Genomic DNA, 19589 nt, shown 5'->3' with positions numbered 1-19589 from the left:
TTGTCCTTCACGCACTCTCCCCACGCCTTCGCCGGCCCCTTGCGCTTGCAGCGCTTGCCGCTGGATTGGCTGCAGCGCGCCGGCGTCGAGGTCGCCGTGCTGCGCCTCGACCAGGTGGATCCGGAGCTGTCCGGCAACAAATGGTTCAAGCTTACCCGGCACCTCGATGCGGCATGCGCAGCCGGGGCGCCGGGGTTGATCAGCCTGGGTGGTGCGCACTCCAATCATCTGCATGCCCTGGCGGCTGCCGGGCGTCGCTTCGGCTTCGCCACCGTTGGCCTGCTGCGCGGGCACGAGCAGGAGACGCCGACGATAGACGACCTGCGTGCCTGCGGCATGCGCTTGCACTGGCTGGGCTACGGTGGCTATCGGGCGCGCAATCTGCCGGGCTTCTGGGCACCATGGCTCGAGCGTTACCCCGGGTTCCACTGTGTTCCTGAAGGCGGGGGCGGCCTGGCCGGGGCACAGGGTTGCGTCGTGCTGGTTTCGCAGCTGCAGTCGCTGCTGCCGACGATTGGCTGGGAGCATTACGATGCGACCTGGCTGGCGGTGGGTACCGGGACCACCCTGGCCGGTCTGGTCATCGGCGAGGCGGGTCGGCATCCGCTATTCGGCGCGCTGGCCGGGCCGCCGTCACACGCGGTGGATGTCCGTCTGGCCCAGCTGTTCGCCGAGGCTGGCGTTGCCAATGGCGGCTACGAGCTACTGGATGCGAGCCGTGGTGGTTTCGGCCGCTTCGACGCCGAGCTGGCGCATTTCATCCAGGCCTCGGAGTACGAAGGCGGCGTGCCGCTTGATCCGGTCTACACCGCCAAGGCCATGCTGGCATTGCGCCTTTACGTCGAGCGCGGTTATTTTCCGCCAGGTACGCGGCTCGTCTTCATTCACACCGGCGGGCTACAGGGACGCCGGGCTGCCGAGGCGCAGCTGCGACGGTTAATGGGCTGACGGACCTTTGGATATTCCTGGATGAACAACCCCCTGCACCCTGATCAGTTGCGCAACCTGATTCCGCTCAACACGCTGTCGCCCCGCCAACTATGGGAGCTACGAGCCCGGCTGGCGCCGCAACCGCTGGCCGCTGGACAGGTGCTCGAATACGTCGGGGCACAGCCGTCCGCCCGCTATTTCCTGTTGTCCGGCAGCCTGGCGCTGGTCGATGACGAGGGCCACGAAAGCCGCCTGCGGGCTGGTACGCCCGCCGGCTGTCACAGCCTGCCGCAGTCCCGTCTCCAGCACGTGCGCGCGCTGGAAGACTGTCGGCTGCTGGCTGTGGACAATTCGGAGCTGGAGCGCCTGCTGTCCTGGCGCCAGGCCCACCAGGATGTACTGTTGCAACTGAGCATGGATGGCGAGCTGGGCGACTGGCTGGAGCCGCTGCTGGACAATCCGCTGTTCGCTCAGGTCCCGCCGGCGAACATTCGCAGCATGCTGCAGCGGTTGGTGGCGGTCGAGCTTTGCGCCGGGCAGCCCCTGTTGCAGGAAGGCGAGGCCGGTGATTGCTGCTATTTTCTCAAGAGCGGCCGGGCCGCGGTGACCAAGGGCACGGGGGCCGAGCGGCAGTTGCTGGCCGAGCTGGAGCCGGGAGCCTGTTTCGGTGAAGAGGCGTTGCTCGAGGATCGTCCACGCAATGCCAGCGTGAGCATGCTCGAGGATGGCTGCGTGCTGCGCCTGGCGCGCGCCGATTTTCTCGAACTGCTCAAGCGCCGGTGGTCAGCGAGGTCGGCCTGGACGAGGTGGCCGACCTGCTGAGCTGCGGAGCGCAATGGCTGGATGTGCGCCTGCTCGACGAGTACGAGCGCGGCCACGCCATGCAGGCGCTGAACATGCCGTTGCATCTGCTGCGCTTGAAAACGCGCTTGCTGGATCATGCGCGCATCTATCTGTGCTACTGCGAGAGCGGCAAGGGCAGCGCCAATGCGGTGTTCCTGCTGACCCAGCTCGGCTTCACCGCCTATGCATTGCGCGGCGGCCTCCAGGCGTTGAGCGCCGAGGAGCGGGACGGATTGCTCTGGGAATGCGGAACGGGCTATCTGGCCCGTTCCGACGGACGTATCGAGCGCAGCCTGTGAGTGCCGGCCCCTCCAGGCTGTCGTCCTGCGCAGCCTGCCGGGGGCGGGGGACCCTCGCTGACCGGCCGAGGTCCGAGCCAGCTTGCTGGCGATCCGCCGTAGCTTCGATGATCGCCAGCAAGCCGGCTCCTACGGGCTCGGTGTGCGCCTTGCGGCCGACCGGCGCCCGCCACTTGCCGCTGATGCTTTCAAGCCATTGTCCTGCGCAGCGCGACATGCCGGCGGATTTCGCGGCGCGCGCTACGGGCCAGGCGCACGCTGAGTAGCAGCGCCGCGCAACTCAAGCCGGCGATCAAGCCTTGCCAGAGGCCGCTTGGGCCACTGGCGGCGCCGAGGTGGTCCGTCAGCCCCAGCAGGTAGCCCACCGGCAGGCCGATGCCCCAGTAGGCGAACAGGGTGTAGATCATCGTCATGCGGGTGTCCTGGTAGCCGCGCAAGGCCCCGGCGGCAGTGACCTGCACCACGTCGGAGAACTGGAACAGCGCCGCATAGAAGAACAGTCCGGCGGCTACGGCGATCACGGCCGGGTCGGGCGTGTAGATTCGCGCGATCTGCTCGCTGAACAGCAGCATGAGGCTGGCGGAGAAGCACGCATAAACCAACGCGGCGGCGATACCCACGCCGGCCACGAAACGTGCGTCCCGCGGCGCGCTGCGGCCCAGTGCCTGGCCGACGCGCACGGTCACCGCCATGCCCAGCGACAGCGGAATCATGAAAATCAGCGAAGTGAAGTTCAGCGCGATCTGGTGGCCGGCGACCACGGTCGCGCCGAGACCGCCAATCAGCAGGGCGATCACGGAAAAGATGCTGGCTTCGGCGAATACCGCGACGCCGATGGGCACGCCGACCGCAAGCAGGTGGCGGAGCATCGGCCAGCGTGGCCATTCGAAATGGGAGAACAACTGGCTCGCCTGGTAGTAGGCGGCGCGTTTCACCCAGAAGCTCATCGCCAGCAGCATGAACAGCATCACCAGGGCCGTGGAGACGCCGCAGCCGACCCCGCCCATCGCCGGTACGCCAAGCTTGCCGTAGATGAAGATGTAGTTGAGCGGAATGTTCAGCAGCAGTCCGAGAATGCCGATGACCATGCTCGGCCGGGGATGGCCCAGGCCGTCGCTGAAACAGCGCAGGACCTGATACAGCGCCACGGCCGGGAAGCCGCAGGCGACGGCGCGCAGGTAGGCGATGGTCGGCTCGATCAGGGCGGGCGCCACGTGCATGCGATGCAGGATCGGTTCGGCATTCCACATCAGCAGCGCACTGAGCGTACCGATGCTTGCGCCCATCCACAGCGCCTGGCGGACCAGCGGGCCGATCTGTTGTTGCTGCCCGGCGCCGAAGCGCTGGGCGACGTTGGGCGTGGTGGCCAGCATGATGCCGCTCACCAGCAGGTATACCGGCACCCAGATGGAGTTGCCCAGGGCCACGGCCGCGAGGTCCTGCGGGCTGACCCGCCCGGCCATGACGGTATCGACGAAGCCCATGGCGGTGCTGGCCAGTTGAGCGATCATCATGGGCAGGGCGAGGGCGAAGAGGGTGCGCAGTTCGAGGCGTACCCGTCTGAGTCTGAGCTCAGTGGGCATTGCAGATAGTCCGGTTGTATACAACGAGCGCGCTAGTCTACCGTTCATGAACGCAGCCAGGAAGGCGGCAAAGCAGAGCCTGCCGGGCTAGAATGGGGGCGATTGCAACGGAGCCCTCATGCGTATTCTTGCCGACGAAAACATTCCATTGGTCGAAGCCTTCTTCGCGGGCCTCGGCGAGATCCGCCGCATGGCCGGCCGCAGCATCAACCGCGCGGCACTGGAGCAGGCCGATGTGCTGCTGGTGCGTTCGGTGACCCGGGTCGACCGCGAGTTGCTGGAAGGCACGCCGGTACGCTTCGTCGGCACCTGTACCATCGGTACCGATCATCTGGACCTCGACTATTTCCAGGAGGCCGGCATCGCCTGGGCCAGTGCGCCCGGCTGCAATGCGCGGGGCGTGGTCGACTACGTGCTGGGCAGTCTGCTCGCGCTGGCCGAAATACGCGGCGAGGCGCTCGACACCCGGCGCTTCGGCATCGTCGGTGCCGGCGAGGTGGGTGGGCGCCTGGTGGAAGTGCTGCGTGGGCTGGGCTGGGACGTGCGGGTCTGCGATCCGCCGCGCCAGGCACACGAGGCCGGCGGCTTCGTCTCGCTGGACGAGGTACTCGCCGAATGCGACGTGATCAGCCTGCACACGCCGCTGAACATGCAGGGCGAGCATCCGACCTTCCATCTGCTCGACCGGGCACGGCTGGCGCGGCTGCGACCGGGCGCCTGGCTGATCAACGCCAGCCGCGGTGCGGTGGTCGACAATGCGGCCCTGCTGGAACTGCTGTTGCAACGCCCGGACCTGGAAGCGGTGCTGGACGTCTGGGAAGGCGAGCCACAGGTCGACGTCGAGCTCGCCGGGCTGTGCCGGATCGCCACGCCGCACATTGCCGGCTATAGCCTGGACGGCAAGCTGCGGGGCACGGCGCAGGTCTACACGGCCTTTTGTGCGGCGCGAGGGCTGGAGCCCGAAGTCGAACTCGCGCAGTTGATGCCAGGCGCTCCACTGGCGGGCATGACCTTCGCTTCCACGGCGCAGCCGGCCGACATGCTGGCGACCTTGTGCCGGGCGGTATACGACCCGCGCCGCGACGATGCGGATTTTCGCCGCAGCCTGTGCGGCGACGAGGCGCAACGCCGCACCGGGTTCGACCTGTTGCGCAAGCACTACCCGCCGCGTCGGGAAATAGACGGGCTACAGGTACGCATCGAGGGTGTCGATGCTGCGCTCGAGCAGGTGGTGCGGGCGCTCGGTGCTCGCTTGTCGTAGACGGGCACGCCCGAACGAGCGCTGGTCGGATGCAATTTGCGGTCTGCTCCGCTAGCATTACCCGTCTTCTGCTTTATCCCGCGATGGTGTTATGAGTTATCAGGTCCTTGCCCGTAAATGGCGTCCGCGCTCGTTCCGCGAAATGGTCGGCCAGACGCATGTGCTCAAGGCCCTGATCAATGCGCTGGACAACCAGCGCCTGCATCATGCCTATCTGTTCACCGGAACCCGCGGAGTGGGCAAGACCACCATCGCGCGGATCATCGCCAAGTGCCTGAACTGCGAGACCGGTATCAGCTCGACGCCCTGCGGCGAATGCTCGGTCTGCCGGGAGATCGACGAGGGGCGTTTCGTCGACCTGATCGAGGTCGATGCTGCCAGCCGCACCAAGGTCGAGGATACCCGTGAGCTGCTGGACAACGTGCAGTACGCACCGAGCCGCGGACGCTACAAGGTCTACCTGATCGACGAAGTGCACATGCTCTCGTCGCACTCGTTCAATGCGTTGCTCAAGACCCTCGAAGAGCCGCCGCCGCACGTCAAGTTCCTGCTGGCGACCACTGACCCGCAGAAGCTCCCGGTCACCATCCTCTCGCGCTGCCTGCAGTTCTCCCTGAAGAACATGCCGCCGGAGCGGGTGGTCGAGCACCTGACCCATGTGCTGGGTGTCGAGAACGTTCCCTTCGAGGAAGACGCGCTCTGGCTGCTCGGGCGTGCGGCCGACGGTTCGATGCGCGACGCCATGAGCCTCACCGACCAGGCGATCGCCTTTGGCGAGGGACGGGTGCTGGCAGCGGATGTGCGGGCCATGCTCGGCACCCTCGACCATGGCCAGGTCTACGGCGTCCTGCAGGCCCTGCTCGAAGGCGACGCCAGGGCGATGCTAGAGGCGGTTCGCCACTTGGCCGAGCAGGGGCCGGATTGGGCCGGCGTGCTGGCCGAGATGCTCAACGTATTGCACCGCGTGGCGATCGCCCAGGCATTACCGGAGGCGGTGGACAACGGCCAGGGCGATCGCGACCGGGTGCTGGCCCTGGCGCAGGCGCTGCCGGCCGAAGACGTGCAGTTCTACTACCAGATGGGGCTGATCGGCCGCCGCGACCTGCCGCTGGCGCCCGACCCGCGCAGCGGCTTCGAGATGGTGCTGCTGCGCATGCTGGCGTTCCGTCCGGCGGACACCGGCGACGCACCGCGAACGCCACTAAAGAACCTGGGGATCAGCCCGGCCACAGCTGATTCCGGACCTGCAGCGGTGGCCGGCACGGTCCCGACTGACGTGTCGCGTCCTGTTCCATCCAGCGCGCCGACCGTGGCCCCGCTGCCCGCAGCCATGCCGGCGTCGCCTGCCGTTGTCGATGACAGCGCCGCCGCGCCGCCTGCGCCCGAGGTGCCGCTGCCCGTCGCCGATATCCCCGCTGCGCCGCCGCCCGAAGTGGATACGCCGCCGGTTATCGATGTGCCGTGGAGCGAGCCGCCGAATGTGCCGCCGGTGGCGGTGGAAGCCGCCGCCGTTATCCCTGAAGCGCCGCCACTCGAGGCCGAGCATGTGGCGGCGGTGGTGCAGGTGGAGGAGCCGGACGATGACGAGCCGCCGCTGACCGGCGAGGATTATTTCGAAGTCGAGAACCAGGCCGAGGCCTATCTCGACGAGCTGGTACAGGCGCAGGCCGAGTCGCAGGCCGTCGAACCGCTGCCCGCGGTCGAGCCGGCCACCGGCCTGGCGGCCGAGTGGCTGGAGCTCTATCTCAAGCTCGGCCTGTCCGGTCTTACCGGCAGCATCGCGGCCAATTGCACGCTGATTTCCGTCGAGGGCGATCGCTGGCTGATGCACCTCGATCCGGCGCAGAGCGCCTTGTTCAACGCCACCCAGCAACGGCGCCTGAACGAAGCGCTCAACCAGTACCATGGACGTACGCTGAAGCTGGACATCGAGCTGCGCAAGCCCGAGCAGGAAACCCCGGCGCAGGCCGCCCAGCGCCGCCGCGCCGAGCGTCAGCGCGCCGCGGAGCGCTCGATCCAGGCGGACCCGCTCGTCCAGCAGCTGATGCAGCAGTTCGCCGCGGTCATCCGCGAAGGCACCATCGAACCCGTAGAACACTCCGAACCCTGAACGAATTCGAGGTATTACCCATGATGAAAGGTGGCATGGCCGGCCTGATGAAGCAGGCGCAGCAGATGCAGGAAAAGATGCAGAAGATGCAGGAAGAGCTGGCGAACGCCGAAGTTACCGGTCAGTCGGGAGCGGGGCTGGTGAGCGTGGTGATGAATGGTCGGCATGACGTCAAGCGCGTCAGCCTCGACGACAGCCTGATGCAGGAAGACAAGGAAATCCTCGAAGACCTGATCGCCGCGGCGGTCAACGACGCCGTGCGCAAGATCGAGCAGAACAGCCAGGAAAAGATGGCCGGCATGACCGCCGGGATGCAGCTGCCGCCCGGATTCAAGATGCCGTTCTAAGAAAGCAGCTTCCAGCTTCGAGATTTCCATGAGCTTCAGCCCCCTGATTCGCCAACTCATCGATGCACTGCGCATTCTTCCCGGTGTCGGCAGAAGACTGCGCAGCGCATGGCCTTGCAGCTGCTCGAACGCGACCGTAGCGGTGGCCTGCGCCTGGCGCAGGCGCTGACGCGGGCGATGGAGGGGGTTGGCTATTGCCGCCAGTGCCGAACGCTGAGTGAGGACGAGCTGTGTCCGCAATGCGCCGATCCGCGGCGGGACGACTCGCTGCTGTGCGTGGTGCAGAGTCCGATGGACGTCTTCGCCGTCGAGCAGACCGGTTTTCGCGGCCGCTATTTCGTGCTCAAGGGGCACCTGTCGCCGCTGGACGGCCTGGGGCCGGAGGCCATCGGCATTCCGGAATTGCTCGCACGGGTCGCGGGAGGAGCCTTCAGCGAGGTGATCCTGGCCACCAATCCCACCGTCGAAGGCGAAGCGACCGCGCATTACATCGCCCAGCTGCTCGTTCCCAAGGGGCTGACCATCAGCCGTATCGCTCATGGCGTGCCGCTGGGCGGCGAACTGGAGCTGGTCGATGGCGGCACGCTGGCCCATGCCCTGGCGGGGCGCAAGCCGATCAGTCTGTGAGCATCTGCATAGCCCAATATTGCAACGACCGAGCGCTATAACCCCGAGCAGTATGGATATAGCACTTGGGTAGTGCCGTTATGCCCATGATTCGGGTAAAGTTCTAAGCCATAAAAGTTAGATAGCCAAATCGAATAATAGGCTTCGATTTGGTTATATGACATGGCTGCCCGAATCGAGGTTGAAATGAAAGCAAAGCATTGGCTGGTTCCGGCTCTTCTGCTCCTGAGCGCATTCGCCCAGGCCCAGGAAAAGCTCAAGGTTGGCTACATCCGGGTGATGGACGACGCGCAGGCGATGGTCGCCCACGAGGCCGGGTTGTACAAGAAGCACGGCCTGGATGTCGAACTGATCGAGTTCAGCTCGGGCACCGATCTGATCAAGGCCATCGTTGGTGGCCAGCTGGACACAGGCGTACTGGGATTCACCAATGCGGTGGCCTGGGCCTCCAAGGGCGCTGACCTGAAAGTGGTGGGCGGTGCGCAACAGGGCTATCACTCGATCCTGGTGCGTGAGGATACGCAGATCCAGGATGTTGCCGACCTCAAGGATCACAGCCTGGCGTCGCAGCGCGAGGGCAGTACCGCCGACGCGGTGCTGCGCGGCGTGACGCTGAAAAACGCAGGCCTCAAGCCGAGCGACGTGAACATCATGGGCGTCAGCCCCGCCGTGGCCGTACAGTCGCTGGTATCCGGCCGGGTCGACGCGGCCTTCCTGTTCGAGCCCTATGACCGCATCGCGCAGCTGGTGGCGCCGGTTCGCCAGGTCTACGAGATCGGCGAAGTCTGGCCGTTCCCCTGCATGGTGGTGATCACCTCCGGCGATACCCTGGCCAAGCGCAAGGAGGCCGTATGGAGTTCGCTGGATGCCCAGCGCGAAGCCATCGACATGCTCGAGAACCAGCCGGCCGAGGCGGCCAAGCTGATCGCCGGCTATTTCATCGCCGAGCCGACCCTGAAGACCCTCAAGCGCGGCGAGCTGGCCCGCGAGGTGGTCATCGAGGAGGCGATCGCCACCCAGACCTTCAGTTCCAAGCTGGGCGAAGAGGATCTGGCGCGCATTCAGGAGCTGGCGGACATCCTGCAGGAGCAGGGATCGTTGAAGACCCGTGACGGCAAGCCGTTCGACACCCGGGCGATTCTCGATCTGTCCTGGCAGGAAAGCCGCGCACTCTGATCGCTCCGGTTTCGCCGAGTACCGCACAGCCCGGCTTCCGTCGGGCTGTTTCCGTGTCGCCCGCATTGCCGGGTACCTTCGTTTTTTTGGATTCATATGCAGCTCAGGTTTGAAGAAGTAGACAAGCGCTTCGGGCAGCTCGAGGTCATCAAGGGGTTCAGTGGCGAGTTCTCCCAGGGGGAGCTGGTTGCATTGGTCGGTCCGTCCGGCTGTGGCAAGTCGACCCTGCTGCACCTGGTGGCGGGGCTGGAGAAGCCCACCGCCGGCCGCGTGCTGGCCGACGGCAAGCCGATTCGCGAGCCGAACCCAAGCCGTACCCTGGTGTTCCAGGAACATGCCCTGTACCCCTGGCTCAGCCTTCAGGCCAATGTCGCCCTGGCCCTGGAACTGCAGGGTGTGGACAAGACGGCTGCGTTCGCACAGGCCCAGGGCTGGCTCGAGCGCGTCGGCCTCAGCGGCTTCGAGCACTATTACCCGCACCAGGTATCCGGCGGCATGCGTCAGCGCACGGCCCTGGCTCGGGCGTTCATCGCCAAGCCCGAGGTGTTGCTGCTGGACGAACCCTTCGGTGCGCTCGATGCGTTGACCCGCATGGCGCTGCAGGATGTGTTGCGCGAGCTGATCGAGGAACACCAGCCGACCGTGCTGCTGGTCACCCATGATGTCGACGAAGCGCTTTACCTGGCCGACCACGTGCTGGTCTTCAGCCCCCGGCCGACGCGGGTGCTGAAGACCTTCAACTTCACCCATTGCGAGAAGAGCCACGACTTGTCCGAGTTCGCTGCCGAGCGCAAGGAAATCCTCAGCCTGCTGGGCATCAAGACGGAGATCGCGCACGCATGAGCCAGGCACGTCGTCTTACCGGACCCAGGAAATACCTCGCTGTCGTCCTGGCGATCCTGTTCATTCTGCTGATCTGGCAAGCCGCCGCCTGGAGCCTCCCGGCATTCCTCATGCCGGGCATCCCGACGGTCTTCGAGCGGCTCGTCACAACCATCCAGCAGCCGGAGTTTCGCGAGGGGTTGTACGGCAGCATGAGCCGCCTGGGCAGCGGCTACGGTTTCGCCCTGTTGTTCGGCACCGGCTTCGGCCTGGTCGGCGGGGTGCTGTTCTTCTTCCGCGAGATCCTGCGCTCGGCCATCGTCATCCTGCAGTCGATTCCCTCGATCGCCTGGGTACCGTTGTTCCTCATCGTCATGGGTTTCGGCAACCTGCCGATCATCGTGGTGGTGGCGCTGGCGGCCTTCTTCCCGATGGCGCTTTCGGTGATGAACGCCACCGAGAGCGTGCAGCCGGTGCATGTTTCCGCCGCACGGGTCATGGGGGCCTCGCGCTGGCAACTGCTGCGACGGGTCTATCTGCCGGCGGTGATGCCGGAGCTGATCACCGGCGCCCAGCTGGCCTTCGGCAATGCCTGGCGTGCCTGATCTCGGCGGAGATGCTGATCGGCTTCGGCCAGGGCCTCGGGCGTTCGCTGGCGTATTCGGGCGAGATCGCCGACATGGTCGGCGTGATGATGAACATCCTGGTCATCGCCATTCTCGCCACTCTGATCGATCAGGTGGTGCTGGAGAAATTCAAGCAACGGATGTTGCGCTACCAGTACGTCTGAGGTCGGAATCGTGCCTGTGTCGCTGCGTTCCGGTCTCTTGCTGATTGCCTTGCTGGGACCGCTGCCGGCGCTCGCCGAGCCGCTGCGCGCGGCATTGCCCGGCGGCTATCGGGTGTTGTCGAGCAGCGCGACGGAGAGTTTCGAGCCGGCGCTGGTGGAGGCGTTGGCCGAAGCACTGGGACAGCGGGCGGAGTTCGTCACGGCGGTCGACGAGGCCGAGCTGCAGCTGGGCGCGAGAGAAACCGGCGCGCTCTACTACCGCGCCGTTCCTGCTGCATTGGCCGCGACCGAGGGCGGCCCCGGCTCCTGGTCCGACCTGCGTAGCCAGCCATTCTGCGTCGCTGCCGGCAGCCCCTATGCGCGGCTGGTGGCCGAGCGTTTCGCCGCGCTGCCGCGGGAGTATCCGAGTGCTGCGCATGCGTTGATCGGCCTCAAGCTGGGTGAGTGCCAGGCGGTCGTCGATGATCAGGCCCTGCTTGCCGACTTGGCTACGTTACCTGAGTGGCGACGCTACAAGCGGCTGCTGCCGGCCTTGCCGGAGGTGGAGCAGGTGCTGCGGATCAGCACCGACGATGCGGCCCTGCAAGTGAAAGTCGATGCGCTGATCGAGCGCTGGCGCGAGGAAGGGCGACTGGGCGAGCTGACGCAGCAGTGGATCGATGAAGTGGCGTTCCAGGCTTATGTGCTGGCCGATACCCTGGATTGCCATTAGATCACTGCCCGTCCTCGAGAGCATCGCCCCGAGGTCGGGCCTCCCACCAAAGCGGCCCGTGCACCCCCCCGGGCCCTGTGGGCGCGCCCCCGAGGCTGGGCCGCAAAAGCAGCCTGAGTACCCCGGACCCTGTGGGAGGCGCGCCCTCGCGGCGATGCAGGCCGCAGGCCTGCTGTTCAGCGTTCGCTCTCGATGATCCGTGGCAGAGCCTGTTGCAATCCTTCCAGCTTCAGCGGTGCGCGGATATGCCCGCGCAATGTGCCGTCAGGTGCGACCAGCGCCAGATTGCCGCTGTGACTGACGCTGTAGTCGCCCTGGGTCTCGCTGGCGGGGACGAAGGGCAATCCCAGCGCCTTGGAAAGCCGCTGCAGTTGCGCCATTTCACCGGTCAGGCCGCTGAATCCGGCACGGTAGTAATCCAGGTAGGTTTTCAGCCGTTTTGGCGTATCGCGCGCCGGATCGGCGCTGATCAGCACCAGTTGCAGCTGCTGGCGATCGTCTGCCGGTAGGCGGGCGAACAGGCGGCGCATGTCGCTCAGAGTGGTCGGGCAGATATCGGGACAGGCTGTGAAGCCGAAGAACAGGATGTGCCAGCGTCCTCGGAGCGAGGCGGTGCTGAATGGCTGGCCGTCCTGGTCGACCAGCTCGATGTTGGGCAGCGTGCGAGCGCGGGGCAGCAGTAGGAGGTTGGCCTCGTCGAGCAGTGCCTCGCGGTCCAGGGCGAAGGCCGGGCTGGCGAACACCAGCAGGATGATCAGCAGGCTGCGAAGGCGCGTGTCGAGCATGGCGGGGCTCCCGGTGTCGAGTCGGCAGGAGCGCCTGGAGACCTCGCGCTATCAGCGGTCGTCCAGGGCGAAAGCCGTCAGCGTAAAGGTCGGGATGCCGATGTCCTGGAGTTTCTGCGAGCCTCCCAGTTCGGCAGATCAATGATCGCGGCGGCCTCATGGATGCTGGCGCGCATGCGGCGGACCAGTTGCGCGGCGGCGAGCAGGGTGCCGCCGGTAGCGATCAGATCATCGAACAACAGGACCGAATCGCCTTCGCAGAGGCTGTCGGCATGGATCTCCAGGTGGGCTTCGCCATATTCGGTGCAATAGGACTGCGATAGCACGTCCGCAGGCAGCTTGCCTTGCTTGCGAAAGAGTACCAGCGGCTTGTTCAGCTCGTAGGCGAGGATCGAGCCGATCAGAAAACCCCGCGCGTCGAGCGCGCCGATGTGGGTGAAGTCGGCTTCCACGTAGCGCTGGATGAAGGTGTCGGCGACCATGCGCAAGGCCTTCGGCGACTGGAACAACGGGGTGATGTCGCGGAAGACGACGCCAGGGCTGGGAAAGTCGGGAACCGGGCGGATCAGGGTCTTGATGCTGAATTCGTCGAAGATCATCGAACTGCTACTCCAAACGCGCTGACTCAGACATCCATGTTGCCGCCAGCCAGGGCGCACAGTCCGATGGAGTCCAGGATGCGTACTTCCTTGCCTTCGGCTTCGAGCAGGCCGTTCTGCTGGAAGCGCGTGAATACGCGCGAGACGGTCTCGACGGCCAGGCCCAGGTAGTTGCCGATTTCATTGCGCGACATCGGCAGGCGGAACTGGTTGGCCGAGAAGCCACGTGCGCTGAAGCGCGCCGATAGGTTGATCAGGAAGGTGGCGATGCGCTCATCGGCGGTCTTCTTCGACAGCAACAGCATCATCTGCTGATCGTCGCGAATCTCGCGGCTCATGATGCGCATCAGCTGGCGGCGCAGTTGCGGCAGCAGCACGCTCAGCTCGTCGAGCCGCTCGAAGGGAATCTCGCAGACCGAGGTGGTTTCCAGCGCCTGGGCCGTCACCGGGTAGCTCTCGGTATCCATGCCGGAGAGGCCGACCAGTTCGCTGGGCAGGTGGAAGCCGGTGATCTGCTCCTCGCCGCCGTCGGTCACGCTGAAGGTCCGCAGGGCGCCGGAGCGCACGGCGAAGACCGAGCTGAAGGCGTCGCCCTGGCGGAACAGGGTCTCACCCTTCTTCAGAGGACGGCCGCGTTTGACGATATCGTCCAGGGCGTCCATGTCTTGCATGTTCAGCGACAGGGGCAGGCAGAGCCCGGAAAGGCTGCAATCCTTGCAGTGAGCTTGCCGCTGCGAACGGACCTTGGTCGACTCGGACATAGGGGGCTTCCTGGAAACCTGGATACAGCGCACAAGGTTAACCCAGCTCGCCATCCATAGCCAATCGGCCCGAGGGTCGCAGGGCGGGGAAACCTAGATGACCCGTGAGTAGCTGTAGCCGGTCTGTTCCGGCAGGTAGTGGTCGAACAGCATGCAGACCGCACGCACGAGCAGGCGCCCGGCCGGCTGGACGATCAGGTGGGTATCGGTCAGCTCGACCAGTCCGTCCGCGGCCATCTGTTCCAGCATCGGCCAGGCTTCACCGAAGTAGTCCTTGAAGTCGATGCCGTAGCTGCGTTCGATCTCGGCGAAACCCAGTTCGAAATCGCAGAGCAGCGCCTGGATGACGCTGCGGCGAATGCGGTCATCCTCGTTGCAGCGCAGACCTCGGGCGGTCGGCAGCTGGTCCTGATCCAGACAGCGCTGATATTCGGCGATGTCGGTACTGTTCTGGCAGTACAGGTCGCCGACCTGGGTGATGGCCGATACCCCCAGGCCGACCAGGTCGCAATGGCCATGGGTGGTATAGCCCTGGAAGTTGCGTTGCAGGGTGCCGTCTTCCTGCGCCATGGCCAGTTCGTCGTCGGGCAGGGCGAAATGGTCCATGCCGATGTAGCGATAGCCGGCATCGGTGAGCTGCTCGATGCTCTGCTGCAGCATGGTCAGCTTGTCGACGGGCGCGGGCAGGTCGGCGGTATTGATGCGGCGCTGCGCGGGGAAGCGTTCCGGCTGGTGGGCATAGTTGAAGATCGATAGGCGGTCCGGTTGCAGCTCGATGATCGCGGCCACGGTTTTGGCAAAACGCTCGGGTGTCTGCAGCGGCAGTCCGTAGATCAGGTCGATGTTCAGCGAACGGTATTGCAGGGTGCGTGCGGCCTCGATGATGGCCCGGGTCTGTTCCAGCGTCTGCATGCGGTTGACCGCGCGCTGGACGTCTGGATCGAGGTCCTGCACGCCGATGCTGATGCGGTTGAAGCCCAGTTCGCGCAACAGCCCGATGGTCGGCCAGTCGGCCTCGCGAGGATCGACCTCGATGCCGAAGTCGCCGTGGTCGTCATCCTGCAGGTGGAAGTGCTTGCGCAGATGCGCCATCAGGCGGCGCAGTTCGTCGTGGCTGAGGAAGGTTGGCGTACCGCCGCCGAAGTGCAGTTGTTCGACGATCTGGTCGGACCCGAGATGGCAGGCGATCAGCTCGATTTCCTTTTCCAGCCGTTCCAGATAGGGAAGCGCGCGGCCGCGGTCCTTGGTGATGACCTTGTGGCAGTTGCAGTAATAGCAGGCGTTCGCGCAGAACGGCAGGTGGACATACAGGGAAAGCGGCCGCGACGCCTGGCGACTGCTGCGCAATGCGTGCAGCAGATCGAACGAGCCGACCTTGTCGTTGAATTGGACCGCGGTGGGATACGACGTATAGCGCGGGCCGGCCTGATCGTAGCGACGGATCAGGTCGGTATCCCAGCGAATGGAGTCGAGCATGTGGCTTTCCCGGTCATGACAGCGGTGGCTGGATTCTAGGTGGAGGGCTCTACGACAGACTTGACCTGTATCAAACTTGCCCCGACCCTAGCCGGCAGGGCGAGGACGAGCGGCAACGCACGAAGATTTCCTCCCGAGCGTGGTCCGATGACCATGCAAGTGTTTCTATTCGATTCAACCGAGCCCCCGGGCCAAAGGAGAGATTCATGCACAGTCGCCAGCAGGAAATCGCGGCCGCCCTCAAGGTCTGCGCGCCCTTCAACAGGGTGGAGTCGGTTCAGGCGGAGATCGAGCGCCGGATACGCTTCATCCAGAACTGCCTGCGCGAATCCGGCATGAAGACGCTGGTGCTGGGTATCAGCGGCGGCGTCGACTCGACGACCGCCGGCCTGCTGGCGCAGCGTGCGGTCAAGGGCATGCGCGATGCGGGGGAAGGGGATGACTACCGCTTCATCGCGGTGCGCTTGCCCTATCAGGTCCAGCACGACGAGCACGAGGCGCAACTGGCGATCGAAACCATCCAGCCCGATGAATGCCATACCGTGAACATCGGTGCGGCGGTAAAGAGCGTGGCGGCGGCTACCGAGGCACTGGAAGGCCTGAGCGCGCAGATGCGCGACTTCGTGCTGGGCAATACCAAGGCGCGCATGCGCATGGTGGCGCAGTACACCATCGCCAATGCCCACCGGGGGCTGGTGATCGGTACCGATCATGCCGCCGAGGCCGTGATGGGCTTTTTCACCAAATTCGGCGATGGCGCCTGCGATCTGACGCCGCTGGCCGGATTGGTGAAGGGGCAGGTTCGGGAACTGGCGGCGGTGCTCGGCGCTCCGGAGCAGTTGGTGCACAAGGTGCCGACGGCGGATCTGGAGGAGCTCTTTCCGGGCAAGCCGGATGAGGCGGCGCATGGCGTCAGCTACCGCGAGATCGATGACTTCCTGCAGGGCCGGCCGGTATCGGAGGAGGCCGCGCGCATCATCATCGAGACCTACGACAAGACGGCGCACAAACGCCAGCTGCCCAAGGAGCCCTGACGCTCGGGCTCTTCACGCCCGGTGTCGCTTAGCCTTCGTGGACGTGTTCGGCCGGCGCGGCTCCATGCCCCATCAGCCATTGCTGATGGGGGCCGGGCATGGTCCAGATGCCGAACAGAATGACCAGCACGCCGCCGGCGACACGCACGCCGCGCTTGCGCAGCAGCGCGGTCAAGCGCTCGGCGGCCAGGCCGGTCGCGAGCAGTACCGGCCAGGTGCCGATGCCGAACGCCAGCATCAGCAGGGCGCTGTCCAGCGCATCGCCCTGGCTCGCCGACCAGAGCAGGGTACTGTAGACCAGCCCACACGGCAGCCAGCCCCAGAGTGCACCCAACAGCAGGGCCTGCGGCAGGCCGGTCACCGGCAGCAGCCGGCTGGACAGCGGCTGGATATGCCGCCAGAGCCCCTTGCCCAGCGCTTCGACGCGCGTCAGCCCGCTCCACCAGCCCGCCAGATAGAGCCCCATGCTGATCAGCAGCAATGCGGCGAACACGCGCAGCACCATCGCGGCAGGGCTGCTCGCCACCGCCCAGCCGGCGAGGCCGATGAGCAGGCCGGCGGTCGCATAGCTCAATACCCGTCCCAGGTTGTAGGCGAGCAGCAGGCGCAGGCGCTTGGCTCGTTGTTCCGGCGGGATGGCCATGGTCAGTGCGCCCATCAGCCCGCCGCACATGCCAAGACAATGCCCACCGCCAAGCAGGCCCAGGACCAGCGCGGAAAGCAGCAGCGGTAGCAGTTCACTCACGTTGGCTGTGCTCTTTCTGGCTGGTGGGAGTGGCCGCTGGGTCGCCTTCGGTCGGTCGTTGCGGCTCGTCATCGTCGAAGAGGATGCTGTGGGCCGGGCCGTCGAGGTCGTCGTACTGACCACTGTCCACCGCCCAGAAGAACACCCAGATCGCCAGGGCGACGAGCACCACGGCGACGGGGATCAGGATATACAGAGCGGCCATGGGAACCTCCGGAGACTACTCAAGCGAAAGGCTGCAGCTGCGCGTGTCGTCGTGGCAGCGAGGCGGTCAGTTGGTTTGACGAGGCTGCCTGGCGAGCCGCAGCGCGTTCAACACCACCAGCAGGGAGCTGGCCGACATGCCCAGTGCCGCCCACAGCGGTGTCACCCACCCGATCGCGGCGAAGGGCAGGACCAGGCCATTGTACAGGCTTGCCCAGGTCAGGTTTTCGATGATGATGCGACGGCTGCGGCGGGCGACGGTGAATGCCTGCGCCAGGCTGCCGAGGCGGTTGGATAGCAGCACGGCATCGGCGCTGGTCTTCGCCAGGTCGGTGGCGGACCCCATGGCGACGCTGATGTCGGCAGCCGCGAGTACCGGGACATCGTTGATGCCGTCGCCCAGCATCAGCACCCGATGCCCCTGCGCCTGCAGCTCTTGCAGCCTGGCCAGTTTGGCCGCGGGAGTCATCCCGCCTTCGGCCTGATCGATACCCAGCTCGCGGGCGATCTGCCCGACCGTCGGCGAACTGTCGCCGGACAGCAGCAGCGTCCGCCAGCCGCGCTGGCGGCAGGCATCGAGCAAGGCCGGGGCATCGTCGCGAAGGCGGTCATCGAGCACCAGCCAGGCCAGTGGTCCCCGGGCATCGCCGAGCAACAGCCATTGCCCATGTTCGCCGGGGATGGACGGTGCTGAGCCGCCATAACCTTCGGCGACGAAGCCGGGCTGGCCAATGCGCAGGCTACGGCCGGCCGCGCTGCCGCACAGGCCCAGGCCCGGTACCGTCTCGACCGATTCGGCGGCCTGCGGTGCGCGGCCGAAGGCTCGTGCGATGGGGTGTTCGGAGCGATTTTCCAGCGCCGCGGCCAGCGCCAGACAGGTGTCGGCATCCAGTTCGCCCAGCGGGTGGACGGCGCTTAGCGTCAGGCGGCCCTCGGTGAGCGTGCCGGTCTTGTCGAAGACCACCGTGTCGATATGGTTGAGGCCTTCGAGAACATGGCCGCGGGTCAGCAACAGGCCGAGCTTGTGCAGGGTGCCGGTCGCGGTGGTCAATGCGGTCGGCGTGGCCAGCGAGAGCGCGCAGGGGCAGGTGGCGACCAGTAGCGCAAGCACGATCCAGAAGGCCCGTTGCGGATCGATCTGCCACCACACCAGGCCGACGATACTGGCCACTAGCAGCACCACCAGCAGGAACCACTGGGCGACGCGATCGGCCAGTTCGGCGAGCTTCGGCTTGTCGGCCTGGGCGCGTTCCAGCAGGCGGACGATGGCCGAGAGGCGGGTGTCGTCGCCCAGCGCCTGGACTTCCAGGGTCAAGGGGCCCTCGACGTTCAGCGTGCCGGCGGTGACGCTGTCGCCCACGCCGCGCGGCAGGGGCAGGTATTCTCCGGTCAGCACCGATTCGTCGATGCTGGACTGCCCGCCGAGGATGGTGCCATCGGCGGGGATCAGTGCGCCGGGTTGCACCAGGACATGGTCGCCGAGTCGCAGCTCGCTGAGCAGGATGCGGTCGCTATGGCCATCGGCGTCGAGTTTCAGGCACGACGCCGGCAGCAGGTTGATCAGTTGCGCCGTGGCGGCGGCGGTGCGTTCGCGGGCGCGCCGCTCCAGATAGCGGCCGGCGAGCAGGAACAGGGCGAACATGCCCACGGCATCGAAATACAACTCGCCCTGGCCGGTTATCGTCGACCAGATGCCCGCGAGATAGGCGCCACCGATGGCCAGTGAAACCGATACGTCCATGGTCAGGTGACGGGTACGCAGATCGCGCAGCGCGCCCTTGAAGAAGTCGGTGCAGCAGTAGAAGACGATGGGCGTGGTCAGCAGCAGCGCGGTCCAGCGCAGGGTGACGAAGAAGCTTTCCGAGAGGTCCAGGTTGAACTCGGGCCAGGTCGCCATGGTGGCCATCATCACCTGCATCCACAGCAGGCCGGCGACCCCCAGTTGGCGCAGCGAGCGACGGTTCTCGCTGGCCAGGCGTTCGGCGGCCTGGTCGGCCTGGTAGGGATGCGCGGCGTAGCCGATTCGCCGCAGCTCGCCCAGCAACTCGCTTAGCGGTAGCTCGGCATCGCTCCAGCGTACGTTAAGGCGGTGATTGGACAGGTTGAGGCTGGCCTCGGCGACGCCCTGCAGGTTGCGCAGATGGCGTTCGATCAGCCAGCCGCAGGCGGCGCAGCTGATGCCTTCGATCATCAGTGACGTGCTTGCCAGTTCACCCTGATGCTGGACGAAGGGCTGCTGCACGTCCTCGCGATCATACAGCGCCAGCTCTTCGCCGAGCTCCTGGGGCAAGGCCTGCGGATTGATCGCGGTGTCGCTGCGGTGCAGGTAGTAGTTTTCCAGTCCGCCCTTGACGATGGCTTCGGCCACCGCCTGGCAGCCCGGGCAGCACAAGGCCCGCGTCTCACCCAGCACGCAGGCCTGAAAACGGCTGCCGGCGGGAACCGGCAGACCACAGTGGTAGCAGGGGAGGGGCTTTGCCATCAG

The 19589-nt window shown here is 65.8% G+C and carries 15 protein-coding genes and 4 pseudogenes; 11 read left to right on the top strand and 8 right to left on the bottom strand.

Annotated features, from left to right (window positions below; all coding sequences use genetic code 11):
* Nucleotides 1-948 carry a 1-aminocyclopropane-1-carboxylate deaminase/D-cysteine desulfhydrase gene (locus BAY1663_RS01825; RefSeq protein ID WP_051497052.1) on the top strand — a complete coding sequence of 316 codons (948 nt, stop codon included), beginning with the start codon at nt 1-3 and terminating at the stop codon, nt 946-948.
* A gap of 21 nt (nt 949-969) precedes the next feature.
* Nucleotides 970-2072, top strand: a pseudogene (locus BAY1663_RS01820) (cyclic nucleotide-binding domain-containing protein).
* Between the two features lie 188 nt (nt 2073-2260).
* On the opposite strand, the gene BAY1663_RS01815 reads toward BAY1663_RS01820, so the two are convergent.
* The gene (locus BAY1663_RS01815) at nt 2261-3655 is read right to left on the bottom strand and encodes an MATE family efflux transporter (protein ID WP_037037543.1); all 1395 of its coding nucleotides are present in this window, start codon (nt 3653-3655) and stop codon (nt 2261-2263) included.
* Nucleotides 3656-3773: 118 nt separating this feature from the next.
* Here BAY1663_RS01815 and pdxB point away from each other — a divergent pair, with 118 nt between their 5' ends.
* The 8 genes and pseudogenes from pdxB to BAY1663_RS01775 all read left to right on the top strand — a co-directional run bounded on the left by pdxB (nt 3774) and on the right by BAY1663_RS01775 (nt 11500).
* Nucleotides 3774-4916, top strand: coding sequence for a 4-phosphoerythronate dehydrogenase PdxB (pdxB, locus tag BAY1663_RS01810; RefSeq protein WP_037037541.1), 1143 nt, complete (start codon nt 3774-3776; stop codon nt 4914-4916).
* Nucleotides 4917-5007: 91 nt separating this feature from the next.
* Nucleotides 5008-7026 (top strand): DNA polymerase III subunit gamma/tau, encoded by a 2019-nt coding sequence (gene dnaX, locus BAY1663_RS01805; protein ID WP_037037539.1) that lies wholly within the window; start codon nt 5008-5010, stop codon nt 7024-7026.
* 20 nt (nt 7027-7046) lie between these two features.
* On the top strand, nt 7047-7373 hold the full coding sequence (locus BAY1663_RS01800) for a YbaB/EbfC family nucleoid-associated protein (RefSeq protein WP_008567825.1): 327 nt from the start codon (nt 7047-7049) through the stop codon (nt 7371-7373).
* A gap of 28 nt (nt 7374-7401) precedes the next feature.
* Nucleotides 7402-8000: pseudogene (gene recR, locus BAY1663_RS01795) on the top strand (recombination mediator RecR).
* Nucleotides 8001-8186: 186 nt separating this feature from the next.
* On the top strand, nt 8187-9176 hold the full coding sequence (locus BAY1663_RS01790; RefSeq protein ID WP_037037538.1) for an ABC transporter substrate-binding protein: 990 nt from the start codon (nt 8187-8189) through the stop codon (nt 9174-9176).
* Nucleotides 9177-9272: 96 nt separating this feature from the next.
* Complete coding sequence (locus BAY1663_RS01785) at nt 9273-10019, top strand: ABC transporter ATP-binding protein (protein WP_037037536.1); 747 nt, start codon at nt 9273-9275, stop codon at nt 10017-10019.
* Nucleotides 10016-10788 (top strand): annotated as a pseudogene (locus tag BAY1663_RS01780) (ABC transporter permease). Before BAY1663_RS01785 ends, BAY1663_RS01780 begins: the two are co-directional and overlap by 4 nt.
* A gap of 16 nt (nt 10789-10804) precedes the next feature.
* The gene (locus BAY1663_RS01775; RefSeq protein ID WP_037037534.1) at nt 10805-11500 is read left to right on the top strand and encodes a transporter substrate-binding domain-containing protein; all 696 of its coding nucleotides are present in this window, start codon (nt 10805-10807) and stop codon (nt 11498-11500) included.
* 176 nt (nt 11501-11676) lie between these two features.
* Here the strand turns inward: BAY1663_RS01775 and BAY1663_RS01770 are convergent, their stop codons facing one another.
* The 4 genes and pseudogenes from BAY1663_RS01770 to hemN all read right to left on the bottom strand — a co-directional run bounded on the left by BAY1663_RS01770 (nt 11677) and on the right by hemN (nt 15121).
* Nucleotides 11677-12285, bottom strand: a complete 609-nt coding sequence (locus BAY1663_RS01770) for an SCO family protein (RefSeq protein WP_037037531.1) — start codon at nt 12283-12285, stop codon at nt 11677-11679.
* 51 nt (nt 12286-12336) lie between these two features.
* Nucleotides 12337-12884, bottom strand: a pseudogene (locus BAY1663_RS01765) (adenine phosphoribosyltransferase).
* A gap of 26 nt (nt 12885-12910) precedes the next feature.
* Nucleotides 12911-13645, bottom strand: a complete 735-nt coding sequence (gene fnr, locus BAY1663_RS01760; protein WP_037037529.1) for a fumarate/nitrate reduction transcriptional regulator Fnr — start codon at nt 13643-13645, stop codon at nt 12911-12913.
* A gap of 93 nt (nt 13646-13738) precedes the next feature.
* Nucleotides 13739-15121, bottom strand: a complete 1383-nt coding sequence (hemN, locus tag BAY1663_RS01755) for an oxygen-independent coproporphyrinogen III oxidase (protein ID WP_037037526.1) — start codon at nt 15119-15121, stop codon at nt 13739-13741.
* Between the two features lie 206 nt (nt 15122-15327).
* Between hemN and nadE the strand changes: the two genes are divergently transcribed.
* Complete coding sequence (nadE, locus tag BAY1663_RS01750) at nt 15328-16155, top strand: ammonia-dependent NAD(+) synthetase (protein WP_037037524.1); 828 nt, start codon at nt 15328-15330, stop codon at nt 16153-16155.
* 28 nt (nt 16156-16183) lie between these two features.
* On the opposite strand, the gene BAY1663_RS01745 is transcribed toward nadE, so the two are convergent.
* The 3 genes from BAY1663_RS01745 to BAY1663_RS01735 form a co-directional block, all read right to left on the bottom strand.
* Nucleotides 16184-16900 (bottom strand): sulfite exporter TauE/SafE family protein, encoded by a 717-nt coding sequence (locus tag BAY1663_RS01745; RefSeq protein WP_037037521.1) that lies wholly within the window; start codon nt 16898-16900, stop codon nt 16184-16186.
* Nucleotides 16893-17105, bottom strand: coding sequence for a cbb3-type cytochrome oxidase assembly protein CcoS (ccoS, locus tag BAY1663_RS01740; protein ID WP_037037518.1), 213 nt, complete (start codon nt 17103-17105; stop codon nt 16893-16895). Before ccoS ends, BAY1663_RS01745 begins: the two co-directional genes overlap by 8 nt.
* Before the next feature lie 66 nt (nt 17106-17171).
* The gene (locus BAY1663_RS01735; protein WP_037037516.1) at nt 17172-19586 is read right to left on the bottom strand and encodes a heavy metal translocating P-type ATPase; all 2415 of its coding nucleotides are present in this window, start codon (nt 19584-19586) and stop codon (nt 17172-17174) included.
* Nucleotides 19587-19589 lie beyond the last annotated feature (3 nt).

The sequence above is a fragment of the Pseudomonas sp. BAY1663 genome (assembly GCF_000582595.1).
GTDB lineage: Bacteria > Pseudomonadota > Gammaproteobacteria > Pseudomonadales > Pseudomonadaceae > Stutzerimonas > Stutzerimonas stutzeri_AF.
The sequence above is the reverse complement of the archived record's forward strand: the minus strand, read 5'-3'. Positions and strand labels throughout refer to the sequence as shown.